The sequence below is a fragment of the Pseudomonas sp. TAE6080 genome (genome assembly GCF_018732265.1).
GTDB classification, from domain to species: domain Bacteria; phylum Pseudomonadota; class Gammaproteobacteria; order Pseudomonadales; family Pseudomonadaceae; genus Aquipseudomonas; species Aquipseudomonas brenneri.
In genome coordinates, this window is the sequence record NZ_JAHIDY010000001.1 from 294,523 (window position 1) to 310,790 (window position 16,268).

Here is a 16,268-nt window from a genome sequence, read left to right on the forward strand (position 1 = left end):
CATGGCCATTCGTGTACAGATCGAGGCTTTTGACCCCGGTGCTGAAGTCAACGCGATGCACGCGGCCAATGTCGGCGTAGGCGCGGTCGTCAGCTTTGTCGGTTATGTACGCGACTTCAACGACGGCCTCGACGTGGCGGGCATGTTCCTCGAACACTACCCCGGCATGACCGAAAAAGCCCTGGCCAAGATCGCCATCGAAGCCGAGCAGCGCTGGCCGCTGCTCAAGCTGGAAGTGCTGCACCGCATCGGCGCCCTGGAGCCCGGCGAGCCGATTGTGTTCGTCGCGGCTGCCAGTGCCCATCGCCAGGCGGCGTTTGATGCCTGTGCGTTTGTGATGGATTACCTCAAGACCCGGGCGCCGTTCTGGAAGAAGGAAAATACCAGTGAAGGGGCGCGGTGGGTTGAGGGGCGGGACAGTGATCATGTGGCGGCGGGTCGTTGGGAGGGGTGAGTTTTCTTATCGCGAACTAAACCGCCAATGGCACGACATTGACGGCACTGTATAACTACTCCCCCGGCGGGCGCCTGCAAGAGCAAACCGCTGCCGATGGCCAGAAAAGCCAGTTTGTATAGAACACCCGTGGACGCCTTTCAAAAATGACCACCGGCGCCATGGTCATTGAGCAGAGTTACGATACGTTTAGCCGGCCGCAGACACTGACCACCACCTATGACGCCTACTTGCGGTTGAAGACCTACCGTTACGGTGTCGCCCGTGTTGTATGCGAACCACCAACTTTGGCCGGGCGATAGAGGCTAGAAGCAGAACGGCACCCGCAACTCCGGCTCCTGGGACGGACCCATCAGATTTCTCGGCTCAACCCCAGCCACAAGCGACGGGTAGTCATGTGACTGATATGCCGAGCAGCAGTACCGGCTACTACCAGGCATTCAGAGACGAGGCAACACGTGTTCGCCAACCGATCCTGGGGGAATTGTTTCAGGGCTAACCCATAAAGCAAGAGCTGGTGCATGACGCAAAGCTATTGGCGTCATGCACCGGATTAACTCAAGCGCTTGGGTGACAGCATCGCCACGCTCAAGCCCGCTCGTTGCAAGGGCTCGGGTAAACCCAACCCGCGTACCAACGCCGCACTGGCCTGGCCCATCGCCGGTGAGGTCTGGATCCCATAGCCACCTTGAGCCGCCACCCAGAACAATCCCTCTACCTGCGGATCAAAGCCGCACACCAGATCACCATCGCTGACAAAACTGCGCAACCCGGCCCAGGTCCGGGCCGGACGGCGGATGGTCAGGGTCGTGGCCTCTTCAATGTGATAGATGCCCGTGGCGATATCCAGCTCTTCGGGCTGTACGTCGTGAGGCTCCACTGGGTCGGCATTGGCCGGTGACCCGAGGAACATGCCTGCGTCAGGCTTCATGTAGAACGAACCGTCGAGGGCCGCCAACTCCGGCCAGTCATGAATATCCAGCCCGGCAGGCGGGGCGAACACAAAGGCGCTGCGACGCTTGGGTTGCAGGCCGATTTTCTGCGCACCGGCCAGTTCGCCGATGTGATCGGCCCAGGCGCCGGCCGCATTGATAATGACCGGCGCACAAAAGCGCTGTTGCGAGGTGCGCACTTGCCACAGGCCCTGATCGTCACGGTTGAGCTTTTGCACTTCGCTGTTGGTGTGAATCACGCCACCGTTGCGCCGAATACCACGCAAATAACCCTGGTAGAGCGTGTCGGTGTCGATATCACAAACTGTCGGGTCATAGATCGCGCCGTGGACGTTCTCCCGGCGCAGGATGGGCAGCATCGCCATGCATTCTTCGAGATCGAGCAGGCGGGTCTGCGGGACCAGGGCCTTGGCGCTCAGGTACTGGCGCTGCAACTCGTCGGGGTCGCCGATAAAGTCCACGAGGATTTCGCCACGGGGCGTGAGCAATGGATGCTCGGCAAAACCTGCGGGCGGATGATCGAAGAATTCGCGGCTGCCCAGGGTCAGGGCGCGCACTTGCGGGGTGCCGTAGGCGGCGATGTACAGGGCGGCCGAGCGTCCGGTGGAGTGATAGCCCGGCATGGACTCACGCTCCAGCACGATGACGCGGGCGTGTCGGGACAGCCAGTAGCCGGCGGAGGCACCGGCAATGCCGCCACCGATGATGATGTAGTCGGCTTGGGTCATGGGTTCCTCCTGGAATAGTACTTGAAGATAGCGCAAGACTAATGTGGGAGCGGGCTTGCTCGCGATAGCGGTGTATCAGTCGCCAAATCTATTGACTGATCTACCGCTATCGCGAGCAAGCCCGCTCCCACATTTTTTACCGCATTGCAGCTTAAGGGCGCTTGCGTTCTACGGCACGCAACAAGTGCGTTGGCGGTGTCTCACAGCTGATCTTGCGCCCCAGCAGCGCCTCGATCGACGGCAACTGGTACGAGTCATCTTCACCGGCAAAGCTGATCGACACCCCCGCAGCACCGGCACGCCCGGTACGGCCGATGCGGTGTACGTAGTCGTCCGGCACTTCCGGCAGGGTGAAGTTGATCACGTGGCTGATGCCGTCGATATGAATCCCGCGACCCGCCACGTCAGTGGCCACCAGTACGCGGATCTTGCCCTCGCGAAAGCCTTCCAGGGTCTTGATGCGTTTGTGCTGCGGCACATCGCCGGACAGTTGCGCGGCGTTGACGCCATCGCGCACCAGGCGCTCTTCGATGCGGCGCACTTCGTCCTTGCGGTTGGCAAACACCATCACCCGTTCCCAACCGTTGTCGTTGATCAGGTTGTAGAGCAGTTTGTATTTGTCGGCACCGGCTACGGCATAGATATGCTGTTCGACGTTTTCGCTGGCGACGTTTTCCGCTTCGATCTCGACGATGGACGGGTCGGTGGTCCACTGCTTGGCGAGGTTCATCACGTCTTCGGTGAAGGTCGCGGAGAACAGCAGGGTCTGGCGTTCGTTTTTCGGCGGGGTCTGGCGAATGATCTGGCGCACTTGTGGGATGAAACCCATGTCGAGCATCCGGTCGGCTTCATCCAGCACCATCACTTCAACCATGTCCAGGTGCACGTCGCCGCGCTGGTTGAAGTCCAGCAAACGGCCCGGCGTAGCCACCAGGATGTCGCAGTGCCGCGCTTCCAGGTGCTTGAGCTGCTTGTCGAAGTCCATGCCGCCCACAAACGTCATGACGTTGAGGCCGGTGTATTTGGTCAGGTCGGCGGCGTCCTTGGCGATCTGTACTACCAGCTCCCGGGTCGGGGCGATGATCAGCGCCCGTGGCTCGCCCATGTAGCGCTCTTTGGGCGGCGGGGTCTGCAACAGTTGGGTAATGATGGAAATCAGGAAGGCGGCAGTCTTGCCGGTACCGGTCTGGGCGCGGCCAATGGCGTCTTTGCCGGCGAGGGTAAAGCCCAGCACTTGTGCCTGGATCGGCGTGCAATACGGGAAACCCAGGTCCTGGATGGCGTGCATCAGTTCCGGGGCCAACTTGAAGTCATGAAAACGAGTCTTGCCTTCTTGCGGCTCGACTACGAAGTCTTCCAGTTTCCACGGCTTGACCACGGGTTTTGGCGCACGTTCGCGGCGCGGTTTTTCTACGCGTGCGGGTTCAGCGGGCTGCACGGCGGTAGCGGGGACCGGGGCTGGCGGCTGTTTTGGTGAGGCAACGGGCGCGGTTCGGCCAGGCTGTTTACCGTCATTGCGGCTGCCGGGAGCTTGGACAGGGGCGCTGGGAACAGGGGCGAGTGGTTCAGCCTCGCTTTTACCGAACATCTTCTTGAGTGCTTTGAGCACGGTCATCTCATCAATTGGTTAAGGAATGTACGCCGGCCAGTGTAATGCAAGAATCGGGCGCGGCGTAGTGTGTTGGTCATGCGGCTACACAATGCCTGGTTTTCAACCCAGGCGGCCGGCCAGCCAAGTGCCGATATCGCGTATTTCCTCGGGTAACACTTCGTGACCCATTGGGTATTCCTGCCATGTCACGGTGACACCACGCTGCTTCAAATGCTCGAAGGCGCTACGGCCCATGGCGTTTTGCACCACTTCATCGTACTGGCCATGCAGGCACAGCGCCGGAATTCGCTGCTGGCTCGCTGACAGTTCCAGCTCGTCGCTGAAGGTCGGCGCATAAGTGGAGAGGGCAAGCACGCCACCGAGGGCTCCCTGCCATTTCACAAACGCGGCGTGTAGGACCACGGCGCCACCCTGGGAAAAACCGGCGAGGAAAATTCGCGATGCGTCTATTCCGCTGGCTTTTTGCTGTTCGATCAAATCAATGACCCTTTCGGCCGATTCATCCAACTGTTCGCGGCTGATGGCCCGTGCTGGGCTCATGGCCAATATGTCGTACCAGCTGGGCATCTCGTAGCCACCATTAATGGTCACCGCACGGCTCGGCGCCTGGGGCAAAATAAAGCGGGTGGACAGCAAGGTTTCTTGCAGCGCCTCGGCCACCGGCAAGAAGTCGTAGCGATCGGCACCCAGGCCATGCAACCAGATTACGCAGGCGTCTGCGGGCTTGGCGGGCTGAAGAATCAAGGGTTCGGTCATGTTTGCTCCATATATGTGCGTGCGCGCCGATGGGGGGCGTTGGGGTGGTGCGAAAAAGGTGATTCAGTTAACAAGATGTCGCATGGTTGACTGTTTTGCGATGGTTCATGGGCTGAAACGGCTCAGCTGCCACTCTGGTACGGCGCTTGCTATGTGTAGGTCGATGTCAGAACTATCCGGGGACGGTAACACTATCAGTGACTGCCGCCTGTGGGATAGCCGCTGGAATGACAGCACCAGCCTCTTGCCGCTTGACCCTAAAAAAAGCCAACACGGGTCGATATCGCCTCATAAGGGTGCGCAGAGGTTGGCGCTTCGACACAACAAGAGCAACTGGAGGTTTGAATGAAGGTATTGAAGTCCACCCTGGCCATCGCGACTGCGGCGACCGTATTGGGTATCAGTGGTCTGGCCCAGGCCGGCGCCACTCTGGATGCGGTGCAGAAGAAAGGCTTTGTGCAATGTGGTGTCAGTGACGGCCTGCCGGGTTTCTCGGTGCCGGATGCCAGCGGCAAGATCCTCGGGATCGACGCTGACTACTGTCGCGCCGTGGCCGCCGCCGTTTTCGGCGATGCGACCAAGGTCAAGTTCAGCCAGTTGAACGCCAAGGAGCGTTTCACCGCGCTGCAGTCTGGCGAAGTCGACATCCTGTCGCGCAACACCACCATGACCAGTTCCCGTGATGCGGGCATGGGCCTGAAATTCCCCGGGTTTATCACGTACTACGACGGCATTGGCTTTTTGGTCAACAACAAGCTGGGCGTGAAAAGTGCCAAGGAACTGGACGGTGCAACCATCTGCATCCAGGCCGGTACTACCACCGAGCTGAACGTTTCCGACTACTTCCGTGGCAACGGTCTGAAGTACACCCCAATCACCTTCGACACCTCCGATGAAAGCGCCAAGTCGCTGGAGTCCGGGCGTTGCGACGTACTGACCTCCGACAAGTCCCAACTGTTCGCCCAGCGCAGCAAGCTGGCCGCACCGAAGGAGTACGTGGTGCTGCCGGAAACCATTTCCAAGGAGCCCCTGGGCCCGGTCGTGCGTAACGGCGATGACGAGTGGCTGGCCATCGTGCGCTGGGTGGGCTACGCCATGCTCAACGCTGAAGAAGCCGGCATCACTTCGAAAAACGTTGAAGCTGAAGCCAAAGCCACCAAGAACCCGGATGTCGCCCGTCTGCTGGGCGCTGATGGCGAATACGGCAAAGACCTGAAAGTGAAGAAAGACTGGGTCGTACAGATCGTCAAGCAGGTCGGTAACTACGGCGAAGTGTTCGAGCGCAACCTGGGCAAGAGCACCCCGCTGGAAATCGACCGTGGCCTGAATGCGCTGTGGAATAACGGCGGCATTCAATACGCACCCCCAGTGCGCTGATCGCTGATGGTTCTATCACCCGGTGGGCCAACCGCCGGGTGATGTTCTGTTCCATTTTTTGCGGGGCACTTCATGCAAACTCAAATCGGCGCACCCAAGCAGAAGCTCAGCTTCAGCGATCCCAAAGTGCGCGCGTGGCTATTCCAGATCATCACCATCGTGGCAGTGGTCTCGCTGGGCTGGTACTTGTTTCATAACACCCAGACCAACATGCAACACCGGGGCATTACCTCGGGTTTCGACTTTCTTGAGCGCAGTGCCGGCTTTGGCATCGCGCAACACCTGATCGACTACACCGAATCGGACAGCTATGCCCGGGTGTTTGTGATCGGCTTGCTCAACACCTTGCTGGTGTCCGTGATCGGTGTCGTACTGGCGACCTTGCTTGGCTTCATCATCGGCGTGGCGCGCCTGTCACCCAACTGGATGATCAACAAGCTGGCGACGGTGTATGTGGAAGTGTTCCGCAACATTCCGCCGCTGCTACAGATCCTGTTCTGGTATTTCGCGGTGTTCCTGACCATGCCGTTGCCGCGCAACAGCCATAACGTTGGCGATACCTTCTTTATGAGCTCCCGGGGCCTGAATATGCCGGCCGCGCTGGCGTCTGAAGGTTTCTGGCCGTTTGTCGCCAGTATCGTCATCGCCATCGTGGCGGTTGTGCTGATGACGCGTTGGGCCAACAGGCGCTTTGAAGCTACCGGTGTACCGTTTCATAAATTCTGGGCGGGCCTGGCGCTGCTCATCGTGATTCCGGCGTTGTGTACCTTGGTCTTCGGTGCACCGTTGCACTGGGAAATGCCCAGGCTTGCGGGCTTCAACTTTGTCGGCGGCTGGGTATTGATCCCCGAACTGCTGGCGCTGACCCTGGCGCTGACCGTCTACACGGCTGCGTTTATTGCCGAAATCGTGCGCTCGGGTATCCAGTCTGTGAGCCACGGCCAGACCGAAGCTGCGCACTCCCTTGGCATGCGCCCAGGTCCCACGCTGCGCAAGGTCATCATCCCGCAAGCCCTGCGGGTGATCATCCCGCCGCTGACCAGCCAATACCTGAACCTGGCGAAAAACTCGTCGTTGGCCGCCGGTATCGGCTACCCGGAAATGGTTTCGCTGTTTGCCGGCACGGTGCTCAACCAGACCGGCCAGGCCATCGAGGTCATTGCTATCACCATGAGCGTTTACCTGGCGATCAGCATCAGCATTTCCCTGTTGATGAACTGGTACAACAAGCGCATTGCGCTGATCGAGCGGTGAGGAAACACCCATGAGTACGCATACGTTCAAACCTGATATGCCGCCGCCGGGCAAGGTCTTCGGCCCGATGGCATGGGTGCGCGCCAACCTGTTTTCCAGTTGGCTCAACACCCTGCTGACCTTGCTCGCGTTCTACCTGGTGTACCTGGTGGTACCGCCGATTTTGCAGTGGGCGATCCTCGACGCCAACTGGGTAGGGACGACCCGCGCCGACTGCACCCAGGAGGGGGCCTGCTGGGTCTTTATCCAACAGCGCTTCGGGCAGTTCATGTACGGCTACTATCCCAGCGACCTGCGCTGGCGCGTGGACCTTACCGTGTGGCTGGCCATTGTCGGCGCGGCGCCGTTGTTCATCTCGCGCTTGCAGCGCAAGGCGGTCTACGGCCTGAGCTTTCTGGTGGTGTACCCGATCGTGGCTTTCTTCCTGTTGCATGGCGGCGCCTTTGGCTTGACCAACGTGGCGACCAGCCAATGGGGCGGGCTGATGCTAACCCTGGTGATCGCCACTGTCGGCATCGCCGGCGCCTTGCCGCTGGGCATCATGCTGGCGTTGGGGCGGCGCTCGAATATGCCGGCGATTCGTGTGATCTGTGTGACCTTCATCGAGTTCTGGCGCGGCGTACCGTTGATCACCGTGCTGTTCATGGCCTCGGTGATGCTGCCGCTGTTCCTGCCGGAAGGCATGAGCTTCGACAAGCTGTTGCGCGCGTTGATCGGGGTGATCCTGTTCCAGTCGGCCTACGTGGCAGAAGTGGTGCGCGGTGGCTTGCAGGCGATTCCCAAGGGGCAGTACGAAGCGGCCGTCGCGATGGGCCTGGGGTACTGGCGCAGCATGGGCCTGGTGATTCTGCCGCAAGCCTTGAAGCTGGTGATACCGGGCATCGTCAACACCTTTATCGCGCTGTTCAAGGACACGAGCCTGGTGATCATCATCGGCCTGTTCGACCTGCTCAACAGCGTCAAGCAAGCCGCCGCCGACCCCAAATGGCTGGGCATGGCCACTGAGGGTTATGTATTCGCGGCCCTGGTGTTCTGGATTTTCTGTTTTGGTATGTCGCGCTACTCCATTCATTTGGAACGCAAGCTCGACACTGGCCACAAGCGTTAGGAGTTCTTTTGATGAGCGAAGCAATCAAACAGCCTGTGAGCCCTGAAGGCATTATCCAGATGCAGGGCGTGAACAAGTGGTACGGCCAGTTCCATGTGTTGAAAGACATCAACCTCAACGTCAAGCAGGGCGAGCGTATCGTGCTGTGCGGCCCGTCGGGTTCCGGCAAATCCACCACCATCCGCTGCCTCAACCGCCTGGAAGAACACCAGCAGGGCCGCATCGTGGTCGATGGCGTGGAGTTGACCAACGACCTCAAGCAGATCGAAAGCGTGCGCCGCGAAGTGGGCATGGTGTTCCAGCACTTCAACCTGTTCCCGCACCTGACCATCCTGCAAAACTGCACGCTGGCGCCCATGTGGGTGCGCAAGATGCCCAAGCGCAAGGCCGAGGAAATCGCCATGCACTACCTGGAGCGCGTGCGCATCCCGGAGCAGGCCCACAAGTTTCCGGGGCAGTTGTCCGGTGGTCAGCAACAGCGCGTGGCGATTGCCCGGGCGTTGTGCATGAAACCCAAGATCATGCTATTCGACGAGCCGACCTCGGCCCTCGACCCGGAGATGGTCAAGGAGGTGCTGGACACCATGATCGGCCTGGCCGAAGACGGCATGACCATGCTCTGCGTGACCCACGAGATGGGTTTTGCACGGACCGTGGCCAACCGGGTGATCTTCATGGACAAGGGCGAGATCGTGGAACAGGCGGCGCCGAATGACTTCTTCGACAATCCGCAGAATGAGCGGACGAAGTTGTTCTTGAGCCAGATCTTGCATTGATCGATGCTTGAAAGCATAAACCCGGCCTGGCGCCGGGTTTATTTTTTTGGGGCTAGGACGTTTTGAGTGCTTCAGCGTCGTTGTTCACCGTGTAGGTGAAGGCACCGCGCATATCAGCGCCGTCCGCCAGGGTTTTTGCGTCCGCCAGCAAGTGCGGGTGACGATCCAGTAAGCGCATCAACAGCACCAAGGGTTTGGGCGCCAGAAGCTCGCCGCGCTCGTACCGGGAGAACGCGTTGTGACCGCCACCGGACAGCAATTGCACCGCTTCCTTTTGTGTAAGGTGCAGTTTGCGGCGGATGCGTTTCATCTCGGCGCCGAGCATTTGCCGGGCGGCGAGGACCAGTTCGTCACCCGCTTCTCCATAACGATCTGCACTGTCTGTATCGGGGTCCCAAAAGCCGTCACCGCAGACCTTGCATTCCCAGCCAGAAAGATTGTCGACACGACGTTCCATACCTTTGACGTTGATGGTTTCGCTACGGCCTTCGAAATAACTCAATGCATCGGGGGCGCCACAGATGTAGCAAAGCTCCGTTTTCTTCATGGGTTTTTCTCCTTGAAGGAGATTACCGGAGGCCTACCGTCAGTGCGGTAAGTGACCTTGATGTAAATCTCCCGGTCTTTTGAGTGAGTGTGGTACACGTCCTGCCAGACTCGATGGTCTCCATAAGTGGTCATCGACTTGTACAACATCCAGTTTTCCAACGTGTATATGGCCTCCTGCATTTCCTCGATGTTGAAGCGCATGTCCCAGGCACATTTTTGTGCGGCCTTGGTAAACGCGTTCCTCCCAAGCCGCCTGACATCCGCCTTTATCACCGCCAAATCGTAATGAGGTGTGTACTTTTCCATAAGACACCTGACTCCAATAATTACCCTTTAAGGGTAATTTTACTAATCGAAAATTCCGCGCCTTTACTCGCCTGAAAACCCTAGTGCGTTGCTTCTGTAGGCAACTCCGAATAGGCTGTACGAAATTCATCCTATGATTGGACGAAAGCGCAAATCCGATGACAGACATCGCTCCGCTGATCAAACGTTCCCTGGTCGACCAGGCCCTGGACCAACTGCGCCAGCGCATCACCCAAGGCAAATGGGCGATTGGCGAACGCCTGCCCACCGAGCCCGAGCTGTCTGCCGAACTGGGCATCAGCCGCAACACCGTGCGCGAGGCCATGCGGGTGCTGGCGTTCTCGGGGTTGATCGAGATCCGCCAGGGCGATGGCAGTTACCTGCGCTCGATGACCGACCCCTTGGGGGTGATGAACGCCATGTCTCATTGCACCCTTTTCCAGGCGCAGGAGACGCGGCAGATTCTTGAAGTCGAGGCCATCGGCCTGGCCGCGTTGCGTCGAACCCCTGAGGATTTGCGACGCTTGCGCGAAGCGTTAGACGCCAGTGGCGAGCACTACCATGGTGATCTGGAGCACTACATCCGCTGCGACCTGGTGTTCCACAAACGCTTGGTGGACGCGGCTCACAACCCGGCCTTGAGCGAGTTGTACCAATACTTTTCCAGCATCGTCGGCGCCCAGTTGCGCCAGACCCTGAACATCAAGCCACGCCGCCAGGCGGTGTTCGACCTGCATGCCGAACTGCTTGAGGCTGTGGAGCAACAAGACCCGGAGCGCGCCAAGGCATTGTCCCGGCAGTTGATCAATGAACCTTGACCCCGAGAACGCCATGCCACGCCCAGAAAACGCCCTTGAAGAATTGCTGATCGACGCCGAGGCCGACGACGAGGTGGTCCAGCACAGCCCGCCGTTGGTGCATCGCCCGTGGCTGTTGCTGCTGGGCCTGATCCTGGTGGCGCTGAACCTGCGCCCGGCGTTGTCGAGCATGGCACCGTTGCTCAGCGAAGTGTCCAGCAGCCTGGGCTTGTCGGCGGCCCAGGCCGGCCTGCTGACCACCTTGCCGGTGCTGTGCCTGGGTCTGTTTGCGCCCCTGGCGCCGATTCTCGCCCGGCGCTTTGGTGCCGAGCGAGTGGTGCTGGGCATCTTGCTGACCCTGGCGGCCGGGATCATTTTGCGCAGTTCGTTCGGTGAGGTCGGGCTGTTCGCCGGCAGCCTGCTGGCCGGGGCCAGTATCGGCATTATCGGGGTGTTGTTGCCCGGTATCGTCAAGCGTGATTTCGCCAGGCAAGCCGGCACCATGACCGGTGTCTACACCATGGCCCTGTGCCTGGGGGCGGCGCTGGCGGCGGGGGCCACGGTGCCGTTGAGTCACTTCTTCGGCGACAGCTGGAACATCGGCCTGGGCTTCTGGGTTCTGCCGGCGCTGGTGGCGGCGCTGTTCTGGTTGCCGCAAGTGGGCCAGAAACACGGGGCCCACCAGGTGGCCTACCGGGTCAAGGGCTTGCTGCGCGATCCGCTGGCCTGGCAGGTGACCTTGTACATGGGCCTGCAATCGTCCCTGGCCTATATCGTTTTCGGTTGGTTGCCATCGATCCTCATCGGTCGAGGTTTGACCGCAACCCAGGCCGGCCTGGTGTTGTCTGGCTCGGTCATTGTGCAGTTGGCCAGCTCCCTGGCGGCGCCGTGGCTGGCCACGCGTGGCAAGGACCAGCGTCTGGCCATCGTGGTGGTGATGCTGTTGACCCTCGCTGGCTTGTTCGGTTGCTTGTATGCCCCACTGGACGGTTTGTGGGGCTGGGCGATTCTGCTCGGCCTGGGGCAGGGCGGCACCTTCAGCCTGGCGCTGACCTTGATCGTCCTGCGCTCGCGCGATGCCCACGTCGCCGCCAACCTGTCGAGCATGGCCCAGGGCTTCGGCTATACCTTGGCGTCCCTTGGCCCGCTCGCGGTGGGCCTGGTGCATGACTGGACCGGCGGCTGGACGGCCATCGGCTGGATTTTCGCGGTGATCGGCCTGGGGGCGATCATTGCCGGCCTGGGCGCCGGGCGTGCGCTGTATGTGCAGGTCAGCAGCGAGAAGCTCTAGAGGTACACCACCTCCAGGGTCGCCGAGCCGTCGAGCAGGGTGTCGGTGCTCAGGTCCAGGTTCTGCCTGGCATTGATCACCGTCTCGACCTTGACCGTGCTGATCAACTCCTGGATCGCCGAGGGCCCGGCAACGCTGCCTTGGGTGTCGGTGAACCCCAGGTAACTGTTGGCACCGATATCGATGGGGTTGAGGTTGGACGTGCGCCAGGCCACCCCGCCCGTGGTGGACTCGGTGCCGTAGACCGTCGCAGTGCTGTCCACCTGGGTGTGACGCGGGTCAAAACTCATGGAGTAAAGGCCAAGGCGATTGCCGCTGTTGTCCAGGCCCAGGCCGTAGTAAATCTCACTGTTGACCGTGGCCGTACCATCGCGGTTGTCGCGCATGCGTAGGGCAAAACGACTTGGGGCATTGCAGGCCATGCTGACTTGCAGGTATTTGATCGGCAGTCGTGTGCCCCGGTCGACGTTCAGGTCCTGCTGGGAGATCTTGCCGTAGTCGATCAGGCCTCCACTGGACAGCCGTGGTGTACAGGCGGTGGGCGTGATCCGGCCCTTGACGGTCAGGTCCACGGTCGACGCTGCCAGTGCATGTTGGGTCAAGGGCAGTAGCAACAAGGAAGAAAAAACCAGGCAGTACTTTTTCATAGGGTGGATTCCAGAGGCTAGAGGTAGATAATTTCCAGGGTGCCCGAGCCGTTGATGCGCACCACTGTGCGTAGATCCAGGGCCTGAGTGGGTGCCAGGTAGGCCTTGATACGGACGGTACCTGCCAGGTTTTGCAACGCAATCGGGCCAAGGGTATTGCCGGCGCTGTTGGTAAATCCCATGAGGCTGTTGGCGGCGATAGGAATTTGCCGTGCACTGGAGCTGCTCCAGGCCTGGCCGCTACTGGTGGAGTCAGTACGGTAGAGCGTGCCGTAGGCATCGGCGGTGAAATCCGCAGGGTCGATGTTCAGGTAGTAGCGGCCGATTTTGTTGCGGCTGTTGTCCAAATCCAGGCCATAGGCGGTTTCATCGGTGCCGCCGGTCGCTGTACCGAAGCGGTTGTCGTGCATCAGCAGGGCGTAGGGCGTGGGCGCATCGCAACTGACAGAAAATTGCAGCGTACGGGTGGGCAGTGGGTTTTCGTTGGTGCTGCTCAGGTCCTTGGCCAACAAGGTGCCGTAATCGACCAAGCCACCATTGGACAACTGCGGTTTGCATGCGGCGGGTGCAAAGTGGGCGCGCAGGGTCAGTTCCCGGTAGCGACCGCTCTGGCGGCTATAGATTGTCCCTGGTACTTCCCAGGTGGTGGCGTCCTTGACCCGTGTGGCGGCTATATCGGCAAAGGCACTGAAGGTCAATTGCACGGAAAAGTGCTGGCCGCTGAGTACCGTATCGCCCTTGATCGGCGCGATTCCGTGGTCTGTGCGCCAGTTCAGCAGAGTGCCGCGAGCTACCGGCGGTTGGCCGAGCGCGGGAATCAAGCCAAGCTCCACTGCATTGCCGTCCAGTACCGCGTCGCTGGCCTGGATCGCGTAACTGCCATGTTCGGTGAACTGCAGGCGCTGGGCATTGGCTGCCAGGGCTCTATAAAACAGGCTCATATCGGCAGATTGTGGACAGCTGAGGTTCAGGCTCATGCGCCGCTCACCCAAGGGCCGTTCAGACGCGCTGTCACGCTGGGCAACACGGTTCATCAGACCGAAGTCCAGCAGTGCTTCGCTGATGTTCAACTGGCATTCGTCCTCGGCGACGGCGTTGCTGGTGAATATCACCAGCATCAGCGTCACGGCCAGACGTGGCAGGGTAGAAATAATATCCATGGTGATTGTCCTCATGACTGATCGCATCGTGCAGGTGCGGTTTCGAAATACACCAGCGGGTCGCTTTTTTCCGGCAACTCGAACCACAAGGCACAACGTGCCATTCCAGGTGCACTGACCCACAGTTGCGGTTGCTCAAGCACATTGGGCAGGAACACCTGGCCGCCGTCTTGAACCAGGGTCACAAACTCACCGTTAGCGGTGGTGACGGACGCCCCGCGTGGCAGTGGCGCGCCCTGTTTGTTGCGCACGTAGAGCAATGCCCTGCGTGTCAGGGTCACCCCGAAGTCAACCCGATCCACGGCCCCGCGCCCGGCAGCGATCATCGCCAGGCCGTTGTTGATATCTGCGTTACGCGGCAGCGAGCGGGTCTGCACTTCCACCGGGCTGCGGCCATAGGCTCTCAACTGTGGCACCACGGCCTGGCCTTGCCAGTCGGTCCATACCGGACCGCTGGGGGTGCTCAGCTTGATGCCCTGCATATCGCCGACCGTGACCAAGGCGAAGGTGTCACGCACCGGATAAGGCGACAGCGTAACGCCACCGCCATGCACCACCACACCGCCACGGGCACTGCCTTGATAACTTGAACGTTCGGCATCGGAGCGGCTGTAGCTGAAGTCGAGCTGGCTATAGCGGGGCAGGGCCGAGAGACCGAGGGTGGTTTCCACCTGTTGGTCGCGGCTGTCGTGTTCGGCGCTGACGCGGTAACTCAGTTGATCGTCGATCTGTTCATTCAAACCAAGGCCGGTACGGTGCTCGCCGCCTGAGTTGCGTACCCAGCCGCGTACCCGACGGTTCTCGCCCAGGGGCAGGCTGACGTTCAGGTACACCGCATTGTCCTGCTGCTGGCGTCCGCCCATCTGCCACTCGGCACTGGCCGACAACGACACCCCCGCGACGCTGCTGCCCCAGGACACCAGGCCACGGCTGCTGCTGTCGCCATCAAAGCTGCTGGAGCGCGAAACCCCGGCGCTGAAGGCGCCCAGCCAAGGGTGGGACCAGCCCACGGTGGCGCTTTGCTGATCGCGATAACGCGAGCGACGCTGCTGCGTGGTCTCGGGTTCGTAGGTGGCTTCCTCCAGCTCCCGATAGCCTGGCGTACGCCAGGAATTGGCTAGGCTGAACGACCATTGATCATTCAGGCGCTGGGACCAGGACAGGTCAGTCTGCAGCCCGCGGACCTTGTCCCGTGCCTGCGTATCGGCGACCTGGCTGGACAGTTGGACTTGACTGTCCAACCACGGCAGCCAGCCCAGGTTCAGCCCCACCGCGCGGTATTCGCTGGATGCCAGCACGCCACTGCCCAGCGACAGTTGTGGATGCACGGCGCCGGTCCAGCCAGCACTGGCCACCCACGGATCATCGCCTTGGGCATCGCCGATATTACGCACACGGCCCGCTGCCACCGAATAACCCGGAGCCGGCAATCCGAGGCCGAGCATGGCGGCTGGGACGGTGAACTGCCGCTCGTCACCGCTGCTTTCCCTGACAGTGACTTCCACGTCTGAACGCGAGTTCAAGCGTCGCACATCTGTCAGGGAAAACGGCCCGGCGGGGACCACTGTGGAGTGAATCAACGCGCCGTTCTGCCGCACCTCGACCTGAGCCGGGCTGTTGGCGATACCGTTGATGGTCGCGCCCTGTCTTTGCTCTTGAAGGGCCTGTTCGGTGAGCACCTGGACCCCAGTGATTTGTGCACCGGACAACACCGGGTTGTAGAGGTTGATTTGCCCGGCTTGCAGCACTGCCTGATGACTGGCAAAAGTGCGTTGCGCATAAGCCTCCAGGTGGGTGCTGCGCGACAGGCCGTCCTGCCAGGTCTGTACCTGGCGGCTGCGCACGATCCAGTCACCGGCATTGAAGCCGACTTCGGTGTTGGCCGAGCCGAAACGGCTGTCGCCATCGCCAAAGCGATTGTAGAACCCGGTGAGGTCGTAGTTGAGCAGGCCGGCAACACCGCCGGTTTCATAACCCGAGATGTCCTGTTGCAATGGCCGCAAGGCCTCGGTCGGTACGACCAGAGAGACCGTGAGGTTGGCCGGCTCGGGTTCCACCACGCTTTGTGGATACTGTGTGAGAAAGGCATGACAGGGGCCGTCGTCGCTGGGGACCAACAGGTTGGCAGCGTCCAACAGGGCACGGTCAAAACACAGCGCTCCCTGTTGATCAAAGCCCACCTCCAGCCGCCCCCGGCGCTGGCCGTTGATCTGCAGGCTGACGGCATGCCGGCCGGCGGTAAAGCGCGGTGCGTCCAGCAACAGGCTGGCCAGTTGTGGATCAATACCACGCTGGTGCAGGGTCGTGGCATCAAAGCCTGGTCGTTCTGCGGCCCAGCCTCTGCCGGGCAATAGGGCACATGCCAACAGCAGCGCGGGCAAGGCGATACGCGCAGGAGTCTCGGGCACGGCTTTGCCGTCACGGTAGCTAAATACTGTTTTCACGAAAGGCACTCGAATGATGGGCGTTGATACGCCCTGGTGACGGTCTTCGAGCCGTC

15 protein-coding genes are annotated in these 16,268 nt (G+C 60.6%); 7 read left to right on the forward strand and 8 right to left on the reverse strand.

What is annotated here, in order from left to right:
* Position 1: 1 nt before the first annotated feature.
* Complete coding sequence (gene moaE, locus KL786_RS01380; RefSeq protein WP_215516475.1) at positions 2-454, forward strand: molybdopterin synthase catalytic subunit MoaE; 453 nt, start codon at positions 2-4, stop codon at positions 452-454.
* Positions 455-1,007: 553 nt separating this feature from the next.
* On the opposite strand, the gene KL786_RS01385 is transcribed toward moaE, so the two are convergent.
* From KL786_RS01385 to KL786_RS01395, 3 genes are all read right to left on the reverse strand, one after another.
* Positions 1,008-2,135 (reverse strand): NAD(P)/FAD-dependent oxidoreductase, encoded by a 1,128-nt coding sequence (locus KL786_RS01385; protein WP_215516476.1) that lies wholly within the window; start codon positions 2,133-2,135, stop codon positions 1,008-1,010.
* Positions 2,136-2,286: 151 nt separating this feature from the next.
* Positions 2,287-3,750 (reverse strand): ATP-dependent RNA helicase RhlB, encoded by a 1,464-nt coding sequence (rhlB, locus tag KL786_RS01390; protein ID WP_215516477.1) that lies wholly within the window; start codon positions 3,748-3,750, stop codon positions 2,287-2,289.
* A gap of 96 nt (positions 3,751-3,846) precedes the next feature.
* The gene (locus KL786_RS01395) at positions 3,847-4,503 is read right to left on the reverse strand and encodes an alpha/beta hydrolase (RefSeq protein ID WP_215516478.1); all 657 of its coding nucleotides are present in this window, start codon (positions 4,501-4,503) and stop codon (positions 3,847-3,849) included.
* Positions 4,504-4,848: 345 nt separating this feature from the next.
* Between KL786_RS01395 and KL786_RS01400 the strand changes: the two genes are divergently transcribed.
* The 4 genes from KL786_RS01400 (at position 4,849) to KL786_RS01415 (ending at position 9,018) form a co-directional block, all read left to right on the forward strand.
* Positions 4,849-5,880: an amino acid ABC transporter substrate-binding protein gene (locus KL786_RS01400; RefSeq protein ID WP_215516479.1), complete on the forward strand. Its 1,032-nt coding sequence runs from the start codon at positions 4,849-4,851 to the stop codon at positions 5,878-5,880.
* Between the two features lie 72 nt (positions 5,881-5,952).
* Positions 5,953-7,134 (forward strand): amino acid ABC transporter permease, encoded by a 1,182-nt coding sequence (locus KL786_RS01405; RefSeq protein ID WP_215516480.1) that lies wholly within the window; start codon positions 5,953-5,955, stop codon positions 7,132-7,134.
* A gap of 10 nt (positions 7,135-7,144) precedes the next feature.
* The gene (locus KL786_RS01410) at positions 7,145-8,242 is read left to right on the forward strand and encodes an amino acid ABC transporter permease (protein ID WP_215516481.1); all 1,098 of its coding nucleotides are present in this window, start codon (positions 7,145-7,147) and stop codon (positions 8,240-8,242) included.
* A gap of 11 nt (positions 8,243-8,253) precedes the next feature.
* Positions 8,254-9,018, forward strand: a complete 765-nt coding sequence (locus KL786_RS01415) for an amino acid ABC transporter ATP-binding protein (RefSeq protein ID WP_045062117.1) — start codon at positions 8,254-8,256, stop codon at positions 9,016-9,018.
* Positions 9,019-9,070: 52 nt separating this feature from the next.
* Here KL786_RS01415 and KL786_RS01420 read toward each other — a convergent pair whose 3' ends face one another.
* Together KL786_RS01420 and KL786_RS01425 are read right to left on the reverse strand one after the other, a co-directional pair.
* Positions 9,071-9,565 carry a type II toxin-antitoxin system MqsA family antitoxin gene (locus tag KL786_RS01420; RefSeq protein WP_215516482.1) on the reverse strand — a complete coding sequence of 165 codons (495 nt, stop codon included), beginning with the start codon at positions 9,563-9,565 and terminating at the stop codon, positions 9,071-9,073.
* Positions 9,562-9,873 carry a type II toxin-antitoxin system MqsR family toxin gene (locus tag KL786_RS01425; protein WP_215516483.1) on the reverse strand — a complete coding sequence of 104 codons (312 nt, stop codon included), beginning with the start codon at positions 9,871-9,873 and terminating at the stop codon, positions 9,562-9,564. Before KL786_RS01425 ends, KL786_RS01420 begins: the two co-directional genes overlap by 4 nt.
* A 158-nt stretch (positions 9,874-10,031) precedes the next feature.
* Between KL786_RS01425 and KL786_RS01430 the strand changes: the two genes are divergently transcribed.
* Both KL786_RS01430 and KL786_RS01435 read left to right on the forward strand, forming a co-directional pair.
* Complete coding sequence (locus tag KL786_RS01430) at positions 10,032-10,691, forward strand: FadR/GntR family transcriptional regulator (RefSeq protein ID WP_215516484.1); 660 nt, start codon at positions 10,032-10,034, stop codon at positions 10,689-10,691.
* Positions 10,681-11,961 (forward strand): CynX/NimT family MFS transporter, encoded by a 1,281-nt coding sequence (locus KL786_RS01435; RefSeq protein WP_215516485.1) that lies wholly within the window; start codon positions 10,681-10,683, stop codon positions 11,959-11,961. The genes KL786_RS01430 and KL786_RS01435 overlap by 11 nt, the downstream gene beginning before the upstream one ends.
* On the opposite strand, the gene KL786_RS01440 is transcribed toward KL786_RS01435, so the two are convergent.
* The 3 genes from KL786_RS01440 to KL786_RS01450 are packed head-to-tail and all read right to left on the reverse strand — an operon-like array spanning position 11,958 to position 16,212.
* Entirely contained in the window at positions 11,958-12,608 is a 651-nt protein-coding gene (locus KL786_RS01440) for a DUF1120 domain-containing protein (RefSeq protein ID WP_215516486.1), read from the reverse strand. The genes KL786_RS01435 and KL786_RS01440 overlap by 4 nt on opposite strands.
* Before the next feature lie 17 nt (positions 12,609-12,625).
* Positions 12,626-13,768 carry a DUF1120 domain-containing protein gene (locus KL786_RS01445; protein WP_215516487.1) on the reverse strand — a complete coding sequence of 381 codons (1,143 nt, stop codon included), beginning with the start codon at positions 13,766-13,768 and terminating at the stop codon, positions 12,626-12,628.
* A gap of 11 nt (positions 13,769-13,779) precedes the next feature.
* On the reverse strand, positions 13,780-16,212 hold the full coding sequence (locus KL786_RS01450; protein ID WP_215516488.1) for a fimbria/pilus outer membrane usher protein: 2,433 nt from the start codon (positions 16,210-16,212) through the stop codon (positions 13,780-13,782).
* Positions 16,213-16,268 lie beyond the last annotated feature (56 nt).

Coding starts and splice junctions, on each gene's coding strand:
- moaE (WP_215516475.1), top strand. CDS start 2: ATGGCCATTCGTGTACAGATCGAGGCTTTTGACCCCGGTGCTGAAGTC.
- KL786_RS01430 (WP_215516484.1), top strand. CDS start 10,032: ATGACAGACATCGCTCCGCTGATCAAACGTTCCCTGGTCGACCAGGCC.
- KL786_RS01385 (WP_215516476.1), bottom strand. CDS start 2,135: ATGACCCAAGCCGACTACATCATCATCGGTGGCGGCATTGCCGGTGCC.
- KL786_RS01400 (WP_215516479.1), top strand. CDS start 4,849: ATGAAGGTATTGAAGTCCACCCTGGCCATCGCGACTGCGGCGACCGTA.
- KL786_RS01415 (WP_045062117.1), top strand. CDS start 8,254: ATGAGCGAAGCAATCAAACAGCCTGTGAGCCCTGAAGGCATTATCCAG.
- KL786_RS01410 (WP_215516481.1), top strand. CDS start 7,145: ATGAGTACGCATACGTTCAAACCTGATATGCCGCCGCCGGGCAAGGTC.
- KL786_RS01425 (WP_215516483.1), bottom strand. CDS start 9,873: ATGGAAAAGTACACACCTCATTACGATTTGGCGGTGATAAAGGCGGAT.
- KL786_RS01395 (WP_215516478.1), bottom strand. CDS start 4,503: ATGACCGAACCCTTGATTCTTCAGCCCGCCAAGCCCGCAGACGCCTGC.
- KL786_RS01445 (WP_215516487.1), bottom strand. CDS start 13,768: ATGGATATTATTTCTACCCTGCCACGTCTGGCCGTGACGCTGATGCTG.
- KL786_RS01440 (WP_215516486.1), bottom strand. CDS start 12,608: ATGAAAAAGTACTGCCTGGTTTTTTCTTCCTTGTTGCTACTGCCCTTG.
- rhlB (WP_215516477.1), bottom strand. CDS start 3,750: ATGACCGTGCTCAAAGCACTCAAGAAGATGTTCGGTAAAAGCGAGGCT.
- KL786_RS01405 (WP_215516480.1), top strand. CDS start 5,953: ATGCAAACTCAAATCGGCGCACCCAAGCAGAAGCTCAGCTTCAGCGAT.
- KL786_RS01420 (WP_215516482.1), bottom strand. CDS start 9,565: ATGAAGAAAACGGAGCTTTGCTACATCTGTGGCGCCCCCGATGCATTG.
- KL786_RS01435 (WP_215516485.1), top strand. CDS start 10,681: ATGAACCTTGACCCCGAGAACGCCATGCCACGCCCAGAAAACGCCCTT.